Genomic DNA, 18,357 nt, shown 5'->3' on the forward strand with positions numbered 1-18,357 from the left:
AGAAATGTCAATTGGTCGGGGTCATATGGTTTAAAGACTACTTTCGCTCCCATGACTTTAAGTTACCAAAATCGCATTAAATAACAAAAAGGCTGCCCCACTTATGAGACGGCCTCTTTTTATACTCATCCGGTTTTGATTCCTGAATCTATCAGTCCTGAGTCTCTACCCAATAATCTTCATATTTTCAGCATCCCAGTTTATCACTTTGTTTTGAAAATAGCTGTCGTTACAGGCTAATGCAGGCGCAGCAGCGCGAAAGCCAAACACCGCATCCTCTACTACAGGTTTCCCGGTACGTATTGCATCCATAAAGTTAGCAAAGTGGTCTTTTGAGGCATTATATCCATCGGGGGCGCGATAAGTTATGGGGGCAAACTGCGGCGTTTCCTGCTGGGCTTTAGTCCAGCGTTTATTGTAATCGTCCATCAATTTTTTCTGTTCGCTTTCTGTATAAGTGAACAGCGAATCCCAGCCTCCTATTCCCGGCGCCTGGGGCATTTTATTCTGGTGAATGGTAAAAGCCTCTCCTTCTCCCCCCAAGTCTATCACCCCCTCAGATCCTACGATCCTGGTAGTGCCGTGGTCGCCCTCGCCGCTTATAAAATTTACCCGTAGGGTTACCTGAAAAGCCGGGTGCTCTTTGGTTTCGCCATAATGTATCACGGCGCTCATCACATCCGGCACATTGCGGCCATCCTTCCAATAATCCAGATCACCAATAGAATAGATGCTTTTTGGCCCCTTGGAACCGGTTATAAAATGAATGCCGCTTAACAGGTGCACAAACAGGTCGCCGGCAACCCCGGTACCATATTCGCGGTAATTTCGCCAGCGGAAAAAGCGATTGGGGTCAAAATCGTGCTTAACATCGGCATTGGCCTGGTATCGCGCCCAATCTACATTTTGTATGTCCCCATCAGTAGGTATAGTATATTGCCAGGCCCCCAAAGCGCTTTGGCGGTTAAATGATGCCTCGATAGAATTGATCTTACCGATAACACCCGACTCGTACATCTCTTTAGCCTTACGATAGGCGATACTGCTTACCCGCTGGCTCCCTACCTGGAAAACCGCCTTGGTTTCCTTTTGCACACGGATCTCTTCCAGCCCCTGGCTTATTTTGTGCACCATCGGTTTCTCGCTGTACACGGCCTTGCCTTTACGCATCGCATCGATAGAGATCTGGCTGTGCCAGTTATCGCTGGTAGCCACAATAACCGCATCAATATCCTTACGCTCCAGAATGGCCCGGTGGTCCATCGTTGTAAACAGATCTTTGCCATAAACCTCTTTGGCGCGCTCAAGCCGGCCCTTATACAGGTCGCAGGCGGCTACCATTTCTACCCCCGGTACACTCAGTGCGGCATTGGTATCATTAAAGCCCATTATACCCATGCCAATGGTTGCTATGCGGATCTTATCATTAGGCGATACGCGCTTTTGATCCCGCAATATCCTTACCTCATTTTCTTCTTTAGCTGCTAAACTGGTTAGCGATGCCGATGTAAGCAAAACGGATGTACCCAGGTGCTTTAAAAACTTTCTGCGATCGGTTGACATAATGATTTTTAATTTGCTTTAATAATAGGTTAATTATTGCAGGCGCAATATTGGTTTATGAAAGGCAATTTAATAAAAAAATTAAAACCCTAACAGCATTTGCTTATTAATATACAGCCGCTTACAAACGGCATTCATAACAAATACTTATTAATATAATTTAAAAAGTTATAAATTGCATGCTGTTACCCCAATTACAAACTCAATTACGCTATATGAAAAAAATTTATCTATTGGTATGTGCCTGCCTTTTAACCACGCTCGCCTACAGCCAGGCCGATTCAAAAATTGCCATTATTCCACAACCCGTTCAAATTACGCAGCATAGCGGCACCTATACACTGCCCAACGTATTGGTTGTGCAATCAGGCTCGCAGGATGGCATGACGCCGATACTCAACCTCATCAAAAATAAATTCAGCACCGCCACGGGTAAAATTATCCGTATAAAACCTGTTGCTGCCAATGCTGCACTAAAACTGGTGCTTACCAAAACTACGGATAACGTAATTGGTAACGAGGGGTATTACCTATCGGCCAAAGCAAACGGCGTAACCATTAGGGCCAATACCGAAGCAGGCCTGTATTATGGTGTGCAAACCCTGTTGCAGTTATTACCAAAAGAAATAGAGGGTAAGGTAATAGCCAATGTAAAATGGGCCGTACCCATTGTTGATATAACCGATTACCCGCGCTTTGGATGGAGAGGGCTGATGTTTGATGTATCGCGCCATTTTTTCACTAAAAAAGAGGTGATGAGCTATATTGATAACATGGCAAAGTATAAGCTTAACCTTTTCCATTGGCACTTAACCGATGACGAGGGCTGGAGAATAGAAATTAAAAGTTTCCCTAAGCTAACTACCGTGGGCGCTTATAATGTTAAAAAAGAAGGGACTTTTGGTGATTTCATTCCCCCAAAACCAAACGAGCCGCGTAATTATGGCGGGTTTTACACGCAGGATGATATTCGCGAAGTAGTTAAATATGCCCAAGAACGTTTTGTAAATATTTTACCAGAGGTTGATGTGCCCGGCCATAGCCTTGCAGCCGTTGCCTCCTACCCTGAACTGTCGGCTACGCCCGGTGCCGATAAATATGTAGTGCGCTCGGGCGAAAAGATCATGGACTGGTCTAAACCCGGCCACCCGGCTTTGGTAGATAATACGCTGAACCCGGCAGGCGAGTTTACCTACCAGTTTTTAGATAAGGTAGTTGGCGAAATAGCAGAGCTGTTCCCGTTTCCGTACATCCATATGGGTGGCGACGAGTGCGCCAAAAACTTTTGGGAACAAAGCGATGCGGTTAAAGCCTTAATGGCCAAAGAAAACCTGAAAACACAGGAAGAAGTACAAAGCTATTTTGAAAAACGGCTGGAAAAGATCGTAGAAGCTAAGGGCAAAAAATTTATGGGCTGGGACGAGATATTGGAAGGCGGCATTGGCCCGAATGCCGCTGTAATGAGCTGGCGGGGTGTAAAAGGGGGAATTGAGGCCGCTAAACTTGGCCACGAAGTGGTGATGAGCCCGACTACCTTTGTTTACCTGGATTATATGCAAAGCGACCGCGTAATGGAGCCGCGTGTTTACGCATCTTTGCGCTTAAATAAAACTTACGAATTTGACCCCGTGCCTGCAGGGGTTAATGCCAAACTGGTAAAAGGCGGCCAGGCTAATTTATGGACAGAACAGGTGTACAACATTCGCCAGGCAGAATATATGACCTGGCCGCGGGGTTTTGCACTGGCAGAGTGCGTATGGTCGCCTGCCGCCAAAAAGAATTTTAATGAATTTTTTACCCGGGTAGAAAAACACTTTGAACGCTTTAACGAGGCTGAAATAAAATATGCCCCAAGTGCTTACGACCCTATATTTAATGTAGGCTTAAACCCCGACAGCACATTAAAAGTTACCCTAACCAACGAGGTGCAGGGGCTTGATATTTACTACAGTTTTGACAATTCGTACCCGGATAGGTTTTATCCCAAATACACCGGCGCGCTTACCGTGCCTGTTGATGCCTCGCTGATGCGGGTTATTACCTACCGTGGTAAACAACCCATAGGCCGAATGGTAAATATGCCCATAAGCGAATTAAGAAGCCGGGTAAAATAGTTTATACAGCTTTACCTGTTTGCATAAGAAAGCCGCACCAAAAATAGTGCGGCTTTCTTTGTTATCATAGCTCGCCTTGCGTTGCCTCAATGTCATAAAAAACCTGCTCTGAAAACCACAGGGGCCTAAACTGGTTGTTACATAAAAGTAATTGCATTTAAAATAACACCGGCATTACATTTATGTTATTTGTTTACTGTTTATTTGGCTGTTAAATAATAGCTAAATAATATCTATTTATTATTTAAAATGTGATATTTACAGCGCAAACCTGAATATCCATTTAACTTATTATCACCGGTTACATGAAAACTACTCCTTCTAAGTTACAGATCCTTTCAATTGACATCGGTGGCTCCAGCATAAAAGCTACTATCCTGAACAGCAAGGGCGACCTTACTATGGACTATAAAAAAATAGCCACACCTAATCCGGCCAATCCGGATAACGTGGTAAAAGCCATTAATACGCTGGTTAAAGATTACCCGGCTTATGATAAGGTATCCGTTGGGTTCCCCGGCTATGTACGCAACGGGGTGGTTAAAACCGCACCAAACCTGGGTAACGATTACTGGAAAGATGTTAATTTTCGTAAAAAGCTGGAAGATGCTTTAGGTAAAGATGCCCAGGTAGTGAATGATGCCGATATGCAGGGGCTTGGTGTAGTAAGCGGCAAAGGGCTGGAAATGGTAATTACCCTGGGCACAGGCTTCGGCACGGCTTTATTAATGGATGGCCACCTGCTGCCACATCTGGAAGTTGCGCATCACCCGGTATCAAAAGGCCGCGATTACGACGAATACATTGGCGATAAAGCGCTTGATGAGATAGGCGAAAAAAAATGGAACCGCCGTATCCGTAAAGTTTTTAAGATTTTAAAAACAGTATTCAATTACGACTATTTATATATAGGCGGCGGCAATTCTGATCTGCTTGATTTTAAGCTGGACAAAAACATGAAAATAGTAACCAATGCCGACGGCATTAAGGGTGGGGCAAGGTTGTGGCAGGAGGATAAACACCCCGTTACACACACCGCTATGGCAACCCCAACCAAATAATAATCTTTCTTTTTTTAAATACAACAATGGAAAAACAAAACGAAGAGCTGGAACAATTAGCAATAAACACCGTAAGGATCCTTTCGGCAGATGCAGTACAAAAAGCAAACTCGGGCCACCCCGGCACGGCAATGGCTTTGGCACCAATGGGCCACGTACTTTGGACCAAGTTTTTAAACTACAACCCCAAAAACCCCGATTTTGCAAACCGCGACAGGTTTATCCTTTCTGCCGGCCACGCGTGTATCTTACAATACAGCTTTTTGTATTTAACGGGTTATGATCTTTCTTTAGATGATATCAAGGCATTTCGCCAGTTAAACAGCAAAACAGCCGGCCACCCCGAATATGGTTTGGCACCGGGTGTTGATGTAACCACCGGCCCGCTTGGCCAGGGTTTTGCAAATGGTGTTGGCTTTGCCATTGCCCAAAAACATTTAGCTGCACGTTATAACAAACCGGGTTTCGATCTTTTTAATTACAACGTTTATTCCATCGTAAGCGATGGCGATATGATGGAGGGCGTAACTTCTGAGGCGGCTTCGCTGGCCGGCCACTTACAGTTAGGTAACCTCATCTATTTATATGATGATAATCATATCTCTATCGAAGGCAGCACAGATATCGCCTTTAATGAGGATGTGAGCGCACGTTTCCGTGCCTACGGATGGCATGTGCAGGACCTGCCGGATGTGAATGATACCCATGCATTAGAGCTGGCACTGATCAACGCTAAGTCTGAAACACAGAAACCGTCATTGATCCGCGTTCGTTCCTTAATTGCTTATGGTAGCCCAAATAAATCTGGTACTGCAGGTTCACACGGTTCACCGCTTGGCCCTGATGAGATAAAACTGGTAAAGGAATTCTTTGGTTTTGATCCGGAAAAATCATTTGATGTACCTGCCGAAGTTTTAGAATATTACCACAAAAAAGGCGCACGCGGCGAAAAAACCGAAGCTAAATGGAACGAACTTTTTGCTAAGTATAAAGAGAAATTCCCTGAATTAGCTGCAGAATACGAAGCTGCATTTAAAGGTGAATTACCGCAGGGCTGGTCAGATAAATTACCGGTATTTAAAGCATCTGATCCTAAAATGGCAACCCGCCAGGCATCTGGGAAAGTGTTGAATGCCGTTGCAGCCGGCCTGCCAAACCTGCTTGGCGGCGCGGCAGATCTGGCCCCATCAACAGAAACCAACTTAAAAGATTTTGATTCATTCACGTCAGAGAACAGGGGCGGCCGCAATTTCCACTTCGGGATCCGCGAGCATGCCATGGGTTCGGCCTTAAATGGTATGGCTTTAACCAAAGGTTTGTTACCATTTGGCGCAACCTTCCTGCAATTTGCTGATTATATGCGCCCGCCGATACGTTTGGCAGCCATTATGAAGATAAATCCAATATTTGTTTACACACATGATAGTATTGGCTTAGGCGAAGATGGTACCACACACCAGCCGATAGAACATCTGGCATCACTGCGTGCAATTCCTAATGTTACCGTTATCCGCCCTGCTGATGCTAATGAAACTGCATTTGCGTGGAAAGTAGCTATCGAGAAAAAAGGCGGCCCAACTGTATTGATATTTACCCGCCAGGGCTTACCTATCCTTGATCAGGATAAATATGGTAAAGCCGCTGATCTGGAAAAAGGTGCGTACGTTCTGTCGGAAGCTAGTAAAGATGTCGACCTGATATTGATGGCAACCGGTTCTGAAGTTGCGTTGATCATGGAAGCTCAGGCTAAGTTAGAGGCTGAGGGAATCTCAACCCGTGTGGTAAGTATGCCGTCATGGGAGTTATTTGAAGCACAAAGTGCCGAGTATAAAGAAAGCGTTTTACCTAAAGCAAGCCGTAAACGTTTGGCAGTAGAAATGGCCTCACCAATGGGATGGCATAAATACACTACCGACGAAGGCGATATGTTAGGCATGACGACCTTTGGCGAATCGGCACCGGCAGATGACCTTTATAAACACTTCGGCTTTACGGTTGATAACGTAGTTAATAAAGCGAAAGCTTTATTGTAGATGTGAGACGTGAGATATGAGACGTGAGATTAGCCTGAATGCTTTTTTCCTGTCTCATATCTCATATCTCCAATCTCATATCTCAAAAAATGGATAGTTTAATCAGTACGCTGGAATGGTCATCACCGATCATCAACCCTGCCGGCAAGCAAAAAGTAGCGCAGCAAATAGCCCAAAAGGTTAAGGATGGCGATGTGCTTGGCGTTGGCTCGGGTTCTACAGTTTATATGGCGTTGCTGGCTATATCCGAAAGGATAAAAACGGAAGGTTTGAATGTACTGGCTATCCCTACGTCAATAGAAATATCTATGTTTTGCAGCAAGCTGGGCATTCCCTTAACCACACTTTTTGAACACACCCCCAACTGGCTGTTTGACGGCGCCGACGAGGTTGACCCCAACAACGGTTTAATAAAAGGCCGTGGCGGGGCTATGTTTAAAGAGAAGTTATTGATTAGCAGCAGCCCGCTGAATTATATTATTGTTGATGATAGCAAACTGGTACCAAAATTGGGGACCAACTTTCCGGTACCGATAGAAGTTTTTGCGCAGGCACTGTTACATGTAGAGGCCGAACTGAAAAAACTTGGCGCCAACAGCATTGTACTTAGGCCTGCAAAAGGCAAGGACGGGCCGGTTATAACAGAAAATGGCAACCTTATTTTAGATTGCTATTTTAAAGAGATGAATAACGGCCTCGAAAAAAATATTAAAGCCATAACCGGCGTAATAGAAAGCGGCCTTTTTATTGGTTACGATCTGCAAATAATAACAGCAGAGAATAACTAAATGAATTTGACTTAAACGTAACGTAATAAGGAGATTAAGATTACACTACAAAAAGCTATAAACGCCACATTTGTGCAGCAAAAAGTTAATAATTAATAGAATTAAAAACCACCATACATACATTTATCATGGCAAATAACGTAAAACAAATACACGATTTCGGGCAAAGCATCTGGCTTGATTTTATTGACCGTCAGATCATCAGCAGCGGTAAGCTTAAAAAATTAATTGACGAAGATGGTATCCGTGGGGTAACATCCAACCCGGCAATTTTTGAGAAAGCAATTTCAAGCAGCGCTGATTATGATGCAGATATTGCCGAATTTGGCAAAACCGCTGCTACCACCGAAGACCTGTTTTTTGAATTGGCCGTTAAGGATATCCAGGCTGCCTGCGATATTTTTGATGATTTGTATAATGAAGAAGTTGTTGGGGCAGATGGTTATGTAAGTTTAGAAGTATCTCCGTTTTTGGCTTTAGATGCCGAAGGTACTGCCAAACAAGCAGAAGAACTTTGGGAAAAAGTTGACCGCAAAAACGTCATGATCAAAATTCCGGGCACCAAACCCGGTTTAAAAGCCATCCGCGAATCTATCGCCAAGGGCATCAATATCAATGTTACTTTATTATTCGGCTTACAGCGTTACGAAGAAGTTACCGAAGCCTATATCTCCGGCCTGGAAGATCATTTAGCTGCCGGCCATAATATCGAACACATTTCATCCGTAGCCAGCTTCTTTTTAAGCCGTATAGATGTGGTAGTTGACCCGTTATTGCAAGAAAAAGGCGCTGATGACCTGGTTGGCGAAGTAGCTATCGCATCTGCTAAAAAAGCATACGAAATTTACAAACGCGTATTCAGCACCGAGCGCTGGAAGGCCTTAGAAGCAAAAGGAGCCAAACCACAGCGTTTGCTATGGGCAAGTACCGGCAGCAAAAACCCTGCTTTTAAAGATACCAAATACGTAGAGGCCCTTATCGGCCCAGATACGGTTGATACCGTTCCGTTAGAAACTATCGACGCTTTCCGCGAACACGGCATTGCTGCCGATACCTTAATGCTGGGCTTAGACCAGGCTACCGAAACTTTAGGCAGGTTAAAAGCCTTAGGCATCGATCTGGATAAGATCACTCAGGACCTGGAAGACGAAGGTATCGAGAAGTTTAACAAGCCTTTCGAAAAACTGCTGAAAGCTATCGAAGATCAAAAAGCTAAAGCATAACGTTGTGGAAGCTACATCAGTAAAGGTCTTATTTTTTGATATTGGCGGTGTATTGCTCACCAATGGCTGGGGGCATGAATCCCGGCAAGAGGCTGCCCGGCTATTTAAGCTGGATTATAAAGAATTGAGCGAACTGCACACGTTTATATTTAACGTTTACGAAGCCTCTGGTGTTGATCTTGAAGAATACCTGGACACCGTAATCTTTAACCATCCGCGCGATTTTACCCGCGAGGATTTTAAAAACTTCATGTTCAAGCAATCTAAAGAATTGCCTGATATGTTAAAGTGGTTAAAGGAATGGAAAAAGGATTGTGGTTTCCGCATTATAGCTATCAATAACGAGGGCAAGGAGCTGAATGACTATCGGGTAAAAAAGTTTAAGCTGCATGAGGTTTTTGACGCATTTGTGTCATCCTGTGAAGTGAAGATCAGGAAACCGGACCCAGCCATCTTTAAACTTGCCATGGGCATAGCCCTTGCTACCCCGCAGGAATGCGTGTACTTTGACGATCGGAAGATGTTTGCACTTGCCGCCGACAAATTGGGTATGGAGGCGCACCAGCATACCTCGTTTGAAGAAACAAAGAAAATATTAGAAAATTTAAAGAAAGAAAACCTCAAATAACATGAGCGCAACAACAGATAAATATGCTTTTGGCATGATAGGCTTAGGCGTAATGGGCCGCAGCCTGCTGCTAAATATGGCCGACCATGGTTTTGCCGTGGCCGGGCACGATAAAGATGCCGGCAAAGTAGATTCGCTGAACACAGAAGGCGGCGACTTGCAGGTAAAAGGTTTTTTAGACGTAAAAGAATTTATAAAAAGCCTTACTACGCCACGTGCTATTATGATGCTGGTACCCGCAGGCAAACCTGTAGATAGCGTGATTGCAGAGCTTTCCCCGCTTTTGGATAAAGGCGATATTCTGATAGATGGCGGTAATTCGCACTTTACAGATACCAACCGCCGTGTAGAAGAGCTGGAGGCTAAAGGCCTGCATTTCTTTGGTATGGGTGTATCTGGTGGCGAAGAAGGTGCACGCCGCGGCCCAAGTATGATGCCCGGCGGTGATAAAGATGCCTATGCCGTAATGAAGCCTATTTTTGAAGCCATTGCTGCCAAAGTTGATGGCGCACCATGTGTAACTTACATTGGCCCAGGTGCATCCGGCCACTTTGTGAAGATGGTGCATAACGGTATCGAATATGGTATTATGCAGCTACTGGCCGAAACCTACGAGGTGATGAAAAAAGGTTTGAAGATGGATGGTGCTGCCATTGGTAAGGTATTTACCGATTGGAATAACGGCCGCCTGCAATCGTTCCTTTTAGACATTACAAAGGATATTTTCGCCTTTAAAACGCCCGGAACCGACCATTTACTGTTAGATGATATCAAAGACGAGGCCCGTGCAAAAGGTACCGGTAAATGGACCTCGCAAAGCGCGATGGACCTGCAGGCCCCTATCCCAACCGTAGACACGGCGGTTGCCATGCGCGACCTATCTAAATACAAAGCCCTACGCACAAAAGCAGCCGGCATCTACAGCACCAACGACAACCCAACTATTGAAGGCAGCGTAGACGAATTACTGGCCGCTTTAGAACAGGCCTTCTACTTCACCATGATCATCAGTTACGCGCAAGGCATGCATATGCTGTCGCTGGCATCTGCGGAGTATAAGTATGACCTGAAGCTGGACGAGATAGCCAAGATCTGGAGGGGCGGTTGTATCATCCGCTCTAAATTCCTGGAGAATATTTACGGCGCTTATGGTAAGGATAAAGGCCTGGAACATTTGTTATTAGACGGTGATGTGGCCGGCTTGGTTAAAGACACACTTCCGGGGATCCGCAAAGTGGTTTCATCAGCAGTAAATGCCGGTATAGCCATCCCTGCATATGCAGCATCGTTAGAATATTTTGACAACTTCCGTAACGAACGGATGCCATCAAACCTGACACAGGCACAACGCGACTACTTTGGCGCACATACATACGAACTAATAGGCAAAGAAGGCACCTTCCACACACAGTGGGCACCGGTTAACGAAGATAAATAATAGATAAAGACAAGAAATCAAGATGCAAGAATCAAGACACAGGAAGAATAATCTTGCTTGCTGCTTCTTAAATTCTTGCATCAAAAAATATCATCATGAGTAGTAATACAAAAACAGAGCCTACCATATTTATCATATTTGGCGGTACCGGCGACTTAAACTCGCGTAAAATTGCCCCGGCATTGTACAACCTGTTTTTAGACGGGTGGATGCCTAACCAGTTTTCTATCATCGGTACCGGGCGCACCAAATTAACAGACGAGCAGTTCCGAACGAATTTACATAACGATATCAACCAGTTTTCGCGCAGCGGTAAAGCCGACGCCAAAAAATGGGCCGATTTCGAAAAAAATATTCACTACCAGGTATCTGATGCTACTGATGCTGAAACCTACAAAGAGTTTGGCAAACGCATTGACGCACATAATGCAGAATGGAAAACTACAGCCAACGTATTATTTTACCTGGCGGTAGCACCAAACTTCTTCCCTATCATCGCCTCTAATATATCAAAAGCCAAACTGGCCGAGGATAAGAACAAGGTGAGGATCATTATCGAAAAACCATTCGGCCACGATCTGGAAACCGCCAAAGAGCTTAACCAGCTGTTATCGGGTATTTTTGATGAGTGCCAGATCTACCGGATAGACCATTATCTGGGTAAAGAAACCGTACAGAATATTATGGCCTTCCGCTTTGCCAACTCCATTATGGAGCCGCTGTGGAACCGTAATTATATCGAACACGTACAGATCTCGGTTACCGAACAGCTGGGCGTTGAAGAGCGCGGCGACTATTACGACGGCTCGGGCGCTATGCGCGATATGATCCAGAACCACCTGCTGCAGCTGCTTTGCCACGTAGCGATGGAAGCCCCTGTTAGCTTTAATGCAGATGAAGTGCGCGACCGCAAGGTTGATGTATTAAAGGCCATGCGCCGGTTTACACCCGAGGATGTGCGTAACTCGGCCGTTAGGGGCCAGTATGGCAGCGGCTGGATGAAGGGACAGGAAGTTCCCGGCTACCGCGAAGAGCCCAAGGTTGACCCGCAATCAAACACCGAAACCTTTGCCGCCATTAAATTCTTTATTGATAACTGGCGCTGGCAAGGGGTACCGTTTTACCTGCGTACAGGTAAGCGCATGCACCAGTCGTCATCAGTGATTACGATTCAGTTTAAAGATGTGCCGCATCAGATCTTCCCTGCCGAGGCTACCGAAAGCTGGCAGCAAAACAGGCTGATCATCAGCATACAGCCCGAAATGAGCATCCGCTTACAGGTGCAGGCCAAACGCCCGGGTATAGATATGGTACTGAATGCCGTAGATATGGTATTTGATTACAAAGGCACCTATACCAACCAGGCGCCCGAGGCTTATGAAACCCTGATACTGGATACCATGATGGGCGACCAGACACTGTTTATGCGCGGCGACCAGGTGGAAGCAGCGTGGGACCTGGTGATGCCGATATTAAGCACCTGGCAAAACAAAAAGAGCCTGAATTTCCCTAATTATTCTGCCGACTCCTGGGGGCCCGAATCTGCCGAGGCGCTGATTGCCCGCGATGGATACAACTGGTTCACCCTGCCTGTAAACGGCAAAAAATAATAACGGATACGAAGCCTCTCCTTTAGAGAGAACAGGGTGAGGCCCAACAGGTAAAAACAATGAACATGAAACTGAACATCTATCAAACGGATACCGAAGTGCTGGCCGCATTGGCCAGGCACTTTGCCGATCTATCCAAACAGGCTATCGAGTCCAACGGCCGTTTTAGCGTTGCGCTTAGTGGTGGCAGTTCGCCAAAAAAACTGCATGAGTTATTGGCAAGCGAATACCGTGATAGTATTGAATGGGATAAAGTTTACTTCTTTTTTGGCGACGAACGCGATGTGCCCCTAACCGATGCGCAAAGTAACTACCTGATGGCCAAACAAACCCTGTTTGACCCGCTGGGTATCGATCCATCGCATATATATGCCGTGCAAACGGCATTGGGTGCCGAAGAAGCCGCCAAAGATTATACCCGCCACCTTATTGGCTTTTTCGACGGGCACAACGCCTGTTTTGATCTGGTGATATTAGGCCTGGGCGATAACTCACATACGGCTTCGCTGTTTCCGCATACATCAGTATTGACAGACGACAGCGCATCAGTACAGGCCTTATATATAGACGAGGTAAAAATGAACCGCATTACCTTTACCGCTCCCTTGATCAATAACGCGCATCACATCGCTTTTCTGGTTTACGGGGCAGGCAAGGCCGAAGCCGTAAAACATATCCTCGAAGATCCAACGGATATCCAGGAGTATCCCGCCCAACTCATCCAGGGCGCCGACCTGCAATGGTTTTTGGATGAACCCGCGGCCAGCAAGCTGGAAAATAAATAAAAGCATAAAGCCTCTGCAAATGAAATGCGGAGGCTTTCCTATTTATACCCCCTCCTCTTGAAAAAGCAAAGCATGTTAAGCAGGTGTTCACGTTCACAGCCGTGAACACTCATGAATATTTATAACTATCTAATAATCAGAAAAATCAAATCTGTGGTGACAATACATTGCCACCAGATTTTAATAATTTACCACACGTTTTTGTGAAGTACGGAGCAATCTCCGGTAAGAACAATGCTATCGCGAGCTTATAGCTCTTGATTTAGCATAAGGTCAGCTTTCAGCTGACGCAAGCTGAAAGTTTGCTCAATACCCACACACAAGTTACGCTACTCTAAACTTGCACCAGCAAAATATCATACCTAATTAATTAAGAGCGTTGACTTGCAATGGTTCCTCCAAGAACCAGCAGTAAATAAACTGGAAAATAACTAATAGCAAATCATTTTTTAACATTGATTTACTTTGTTGCATAGGCAGATTATTCATATATTGCATTTTAACCTGAACCGCAATGAAAAAAATAATATCAAAAAAAGGAATAATTCTTATTATCATTCCTGCTTTTGCAATTTTCCTACAGTTTTTTTTGAGAATTATAATGAAGAAAGACTTTAATACGATAGGGATATCATTAGGAGGATTAAGTCTGGGACAATTATTACCCTTCTTTCATTTTGATCATTTCATTTCAAGCAAAGTTTTAGGTATAAATCCACACTATAAATTTGAACATGGTAAATTTATTATATCGTATGACACTTCTGCAAACGTCAAACCAGAAGAGATTGAATCCATAAAAAACATTTTTATTATTGCAATATTTATCAATTTGGCACTTTTTTTAATAATAATATATTTAGGATTAACCAACCATATAATATTACATACTCTTTTCGGTTTAATAAGTTGCGTTGTTTCTTGGTACCTGCTTATTTATAAATAACTATGGATATTGTTGCAATAGTTATCGGAATTATTTTATGTTTTAGTTTGGTTATTTGTGCTGTAATCATTCGATTAAAATCTCATGGCTTAAGGTTAAGTATTCAAACAAGAGCATCTTCTGCAGAAGTAAATAAAATATTAGTAAATGATGTTACAAATCATTTTAAAATGATAATGCTGAAAAATGGCATTGTGATTTTAGAAAAACATTCTGACGAATATCCTTTGTTATTACATGAATTTGAAAAACAATTAGCTCGAAAATTAAGGCATAATATAAATTATGCGTATGATACAAAGGAGGTTGAACATATTAGAAAAATAATTCATAGGACAACTATTCAAAGAGCATTGTTCCATGAATTTGAAAAAGAAAGCAAAACTGATTTTTTATTAAAGGCAATCACTGTATATTTTGAAATACTTAAATTAGTACTATTTTATGTATCATCTAATAAAGACAATTATTCGAAGTTTAGAACAGCAGAACACCTTTACAAAATAGATGATTTCAAATTGAGACTTAAAGAAGGCGAAACTGGTCTTGAAACAATATCAGTTGATAAATCGCATTAATTTCCTTGCTGCTTTTACATTTTTCTCCTTAAAATGCTGTCGCGAGCTTATAGCTCGTGACTTCGCACAAGGTCAGCTTTCAGCTGACGCAAGCTGAAAGCTTGCACAATACCCACACACAAGTTACGCTATGCTAAACTTGCGCGAGCACATGGTAAAAAACCACCAATTTTACTTTTCTACTATCCCCTGTTATTTCGAACGAGATGCGAGGAGAAATCTTTTTACAAGCGATTTGGCGAACCTGCATGGCCGCCTGTATAATGTAAAAGTTTTCTCCTCGCCACTCCACACAATCCTGCCCATGTTCGTTCGAAATGACATAGGGTGTAATTATGTAGGGAGAGTAAATATTACTCTTCGCCATCCTCTCCTTCAGCGACTGCCAGCATGCCTTCGGGTTGTTTAAAATTGCTTTTGACGAAGTGGCACCAGTCGCATTCTTTTTTGCCGCAGCCGGTGTTAAAGTCGTGGGCCATTATTTTTTGGTAAACAGTGGTGATCTGGCCGGTTACTTCTTCAATATCCTGGGGTGATATCACCACTTTGGCCTTGTAGTATTCGCCCTCCTTTTCGGGCTCTACAAAATCAAAAATAGTGTTGATCACCTCCCAATCATTGGTGCGGTCGTTATCTACCAATATCTTGTAGAACACCGCCTGGCGCCAGTAGTCGCCGCCGTTTGGCTCTTCGTTGGTCGGTCTTTCCAGTTTGGGTTTGGCGTTGCGTACGCGGCCTGTTTTGTAGTCTACAACGGTTACCTGTTTGCCGTCAAACTCTATCTTATCCAGGTTACCTTTAATGGGCACACCGGCTACTTCAATATTTTTAATGCTGCGCTCGGTTTGGGCTACTTTATTCCAGGCAGGGACATTTTGCTCGTAATAAAGCGGCAAAATCTTTTCGCCGTAATCAACCCGGCGCTTAAAATCCTCCTTGGTGAACGAATCGCGGTTGCGGTACATATACCAGCGAAACTCTTTTAAAAATTCTTCGGTAGATAAAAATTCGTTGTCGTTCTCTTTAAGTCTGCGATACGTTTTATTAAGCGCCCAGTGCACGGCCTGCCCAAAGGTAGCCGAAGGACTTTTACCGGACGGCACCCTGATCAAACACTGGAAATAGAACCTCAGCGGGCAATCCAGGTAATTGCTAAGGTGCGTAACCGATAGCGTATAATTTTGCAGTAGTTGGTTAATATAATTCCTGTCCAGCAGTTCTACCACCGGCTTATCCGCCTCGCTAAACTGGGTAGCAAAAAAGGTAAGCATATCATCGCTGCTTACTTTAGGGTAGCTTACCTGCAAATGCGTATCGGCCAGTATCTCGCCGATGAATTGCGATGCTTCCTGGTCCTTGCCGTTTTTGTCTTTACCGGCGTAAGATACATTCAGGCATTGTTTGGCGCGGGTAAGCGCCACATAAAACAACCTGCGCGATTCCTCTTTTTGGGCAATATCATCCGATGCTGATTTGGTTAAGGTATCCGGGTAGCTAAAGCCGCTATTGCGGCCTTTGGCATCCCAGGTTTTTTTATCACAACCGATGAAGAACACGTGCTCAAACTCCAGCCCTTTTGAGCCGTGCGCGGTTAAAAAGTTAATGCCGTTGTCAGAAAATATTACCTTATTCAGCTCCAGCCGGATGTTGTTTTTGCGCATCAGGTCGATGATCATGATCAGTTCCGACAGCTTGATCTCGGGGTTCTTGCGGCTTTCATCTTTCAAAAAGTCGAAAAAGCTGGTCAGCATTTGCATGTGCACGCCTTTATCGGGCTGCTGCATAATGTATTTAAGGATGCCCATTTTGGCAATTACGTTCTGGAAGAACTGTTGCAGCGTAACACTTACGGCATCGGTTAACAAAGCATCAATATCATTCACCAGGAATTTCATTTCCTGCGTGGTATGCTTGCTGAACAGATCTGTTTGCGCCGCTAATTTTAACTCGCTGATGTACCGGCGTAACGAAGTTTTTGCTGTATTATTAGTTGTACTGCTAAAATTCTCTTTAGATACCGCTATGCTGGCCTTAGCAATCTCGATAGGCGGAATGGTAAAGAAATCATAATGCAGGATCTCAAACAGCAATTCATCGCCGCTATAGGGCGAATCCAGCTCCATGCTCAGGTAACGCAAAATGTTGATGATCTTCTCGCCGAAAGGGATGGTGAGTACATCAATTTTACGCTTGGTATTTACGGCGATGTTTTGCGTATCTAAAAAATGCAGCAACTCTTCTACCTGGCTGTGGTTACGGTAGATCACCGCAATTTCGCCCGGAGGGGTACCTTTATCAACCAGGCGTTTGATGTGCAGGGCAACATCTACCAGTTCCTGGCTGGGGTTTTCATATTCTTTGATGGATGGCTCGATGATCTCCTGCGTAAAGCGCGGGTGCGATGATCGCAAATTTTTATCCAGGTTTAGCTGTGCAGTTAAACGCTCGTTATTATTGTTGATGAGCGCTCTTGAAATATCCAGGATGTGCTGATTAGAGCGGTAATTATGCCTTAGCACAACGGTTTTAAGCGTATCTACGTAATCGCCGGCAAAATCCAGGATATTACGCATGTTGGCTCCCTGAAATTTGAATATCGACTGGTCGTCGTCGCCCACCACAAATACATTCGGCGTATCCCAGTAATTCAGCAAAAACCGCAGCAACTCGTTTTGCGAGCCGCTGGTATCCTGAAACTCATCTACTAAAATATACTGGTAACGCTCCTGATAGCGGCGCAAGATCTCCTCATTCTCGCGGAAGGCTTTCAACACCCAGATGATCATGTCGTCATAGTCGTACCAGTTCTTGTCGCGCATTTTGCGGGCGTAGTTTTGATATTCGGCAACGGCAGCCAGCAGTTTACTCATGGCCTCCTGCACTTTATCGATATCTTTTTGCTTGGGGTCGCCTATTTTGATCCCGGCTTTAGCGTTGGCGCGCTTGTAAATAAACTCTTCGCGGTTGGGCAGGTCGTCCAGGTATTCCTGCACGGCTTGTTTAACCAGGTCTTCCGTCCAGTTCTCGGTTTTCATGGTCGAAAAAAGCTTTTTCAGCCTCGGTGCATCATAGTAAACATCGCCCGTAAAACGTTTTAATAAATGGTCGTTCCCAAATTCATCCACCAATTCGCGGAACAGCATAGCCGAGTCCAAGTCGGATAAGGCTTCCAGGTTCAGCTTACCAAAATATTCCAGGTTCTCCTGGATGATCTCGTTACAAAACGCGTGGAAGGTATATATGTTAATGCGGTAAGCATCCGGGCCAATAAATTCAAACAGGCGCTTGCGCATCGCAACAGCGCCCGCATCGGTATAAGTAAGGCAAAGGATCTCGCTGGGCAGGGCGTCGGTATCCGTTAGTATCTTACCAATGCGTGCCGCCAGGATCTGCGTTTTACCCGTGCCCGGGCCAGCCACCACTAATACGGGGCCGTCCATTTGGTTAACGGCGGCCAGCTGCTCGGGGTTTAAGCCCGCCAGCGCTTCCTGAAACTTAACGTTGTATTTATTTAAGGGAGATTGCATGATGTAAATTTAAGAAAATAAGGGGGCATAATGGCGGTTTGCACCATCAACTTGTTAACGTGT

At 44.5% G+C, this 18,357-nt stretch carries 13 protein-coding genes; 11 read left to right on the forward strand and 2 right to left on the reverse strand.

The window, feature by feature from the left end; genetic code table 11:
- Positions 1–165 precede the first annotated feature (165 nt).
- Positions 166–1,563: a Gfo/Idh/MocA family protein gene (locus tag E2R65_RS08205; RefSeq protein WP_134336015.1), complete on the reverse strand. Its 1,398-nt coding sequence runs from the start codon at positions 1,561–1,563 to the stop codon at positions 166–168.
- 215 nt (positions 1,564–1,778) lie between these two features.
- Between E2R65_RS08205 and E2R65_RS08210 the strand changes: the two genes are divergently transcribed.
- From E2R65_RS08210 to E2R65_RS08260, 11 genes are all read left to right on the forward strand, one after another.
- Positions 1,779–3,677 carry a beta-N-acetylhexosaminidase gene (locus E2R65_RS08210; RefSeq protein WP_134336016.1) on the forward strand — a complete coding sequence of 633 codons (1,899 nt, stop codon included), beginning with the start codon at positions 1,779–1,781 and terminating at the stop codon, positions 3,675–3,677.
- 305 nt (positions 3,678–3,982) lie between these two features.
- Positions 3,983–4,738, forward strand: coding sequence for an ROK family protein (locus E2R65_RS08215; RefSeq protein WP_134336017.1), 756 nt, complete (start codon positions 3,983–3,985; stop codon positions 4,736–4,738).
- 26 nt (positions 4,739–4,764) lie between these two features.
- Complete coding sequence (gene tkt, locus E2R65_RS08220; protein ID WP_134336018.1) at positions 4,765–6,771, forward strand: transketolase; 2,007 nt, start codon at positions 4,765–4,767, stop codon at positions 6,769–6,771.
- Between the two features lie 89 nt (positions 6,772–6,860).
- Positions 6,861–7,559 (forward strand): ribose 5-phosphate isomerase A, encoded by a 699-nt coding sequence (gene rpiA, locus E2R65_RS08225; RefSeq protein WP_134336019.1) that lies wholly within the window; start codon positions 6,861–6,863, stop codon positions 7,557–7,559.
- 128 nt (positions 7,560–7,687) lie between these two features.
- Complete coding sequence (tal, locus tag E2R65_RS08230; protein ID WP_134336020.1) at positions 7,688–8,782, forward strand: transaldolase; 1,095 nt, start codon at positions 7,688–7,690, stop codon at positions 8,780–8,782.
- A gap of 4 nt (positions 8,783–8,786) precedes the next feature.
- Positions 8,787–9,410, forward strand: coding sequence for an HAD family hydrolase (locus E2R65_RS08235; RefSeq protein ID WP_134336021.1), 624 nt, complete (start codon positions 8,787–8,789; stop codon positions 9,408–9,410).
- 1 nt (position 9,411) lies between these two features.
- Positions 9,412–10,848, forward strand: coding sequence for an NADP-dependent phosphogluconate dehydrogenase (gndA, locus tag E2R65_RS08240; RefSeq protein WP_134336022.1), 1,437 nt, complete (start codon positions 9,412–9,414; stop codon positions 10,846–10,848).
- 95 nt (positions 10,849–10,943) lie between these two features.
- The gene (gene zwf / locus E2R65_RS08245; protein ID WP_134336023.1) at positions 10,944–12,458 is read left to right on the forward strand and encodes a glucose-6-phosphate dehydrogenase; all 1,515 of its coding nucleotides are present in this window, start codon (positions 10,944–10,946) and stop codon (positions 12,456–12,458) included.
- A gap of 59 nt (positions 12,459–12,517) precedes the next feature.
- A complete protein-coding gene (gene pgl, locus E2R65_RS08250; RefSeq protein ID WP_240043115.1) occupies positions 12,518–13,243 on the forward strand; it encodes a 6-phosphogluconolactonase in 726 nt (241 codons plus the stop codon).
- Positions 13,244–13,757: 514 nt separating this feature from the next.
- On the forward strand, positions 13,758–14,189 hold the full coding sequence (locus tag E2R65_RS08255; RefSeq protein ID WP_134336025.1) for a hypothetical protein: 432 nt from the start codon (positions 13,758–13,760) through the stop codon (positions 14,187–14,189).
- 2 nt (positions 14,190–14,191) lie between these two features.
- The gene (locus E2R65_RS08260; protein WP_134336026.1) at positions 14,192–14,767 is read left to right on the forward strand and encodes a hypothetical protein; all 576 of its coding nucleotides are present in this window, start codon (positions 14,192–14,194) and stop codon (positions 14,765–14,767) included.
- A 353-nt stretch (positions 14,768–15,120) separates the two neighbouring features.
- Here the strand turns inward: E2R65_RS08260 and E2R65_RS08265 are convergent, their stop codons facing one another.
- The gene (locus E2R65_RS08265) at positions 15,121–18,294 is read right to left on the reverse strand and encodes an ATP-dependent DNA helicase (protein WP_134336027.1); all 3,174 of its coding nucleotides are present in this window, start codon (positions 18,292–18,294) and stop codon (positions 15,121–15,123) included.
- Positions 18,295–18,357: the final 63 nt, after the last annotated feature.

It is taken from the genome of Mucilaginibacter phyllosphaerae, assembly GCF_004378255.1.
Classification (GTDB): domain Bacteria; phylum Bacteroidota; class Bacteroidia; order Sphingobacteriales; family Sphingobacteriaceae; genus Mucilaginibacter; species Mucilaginibacter phyllosphaerae.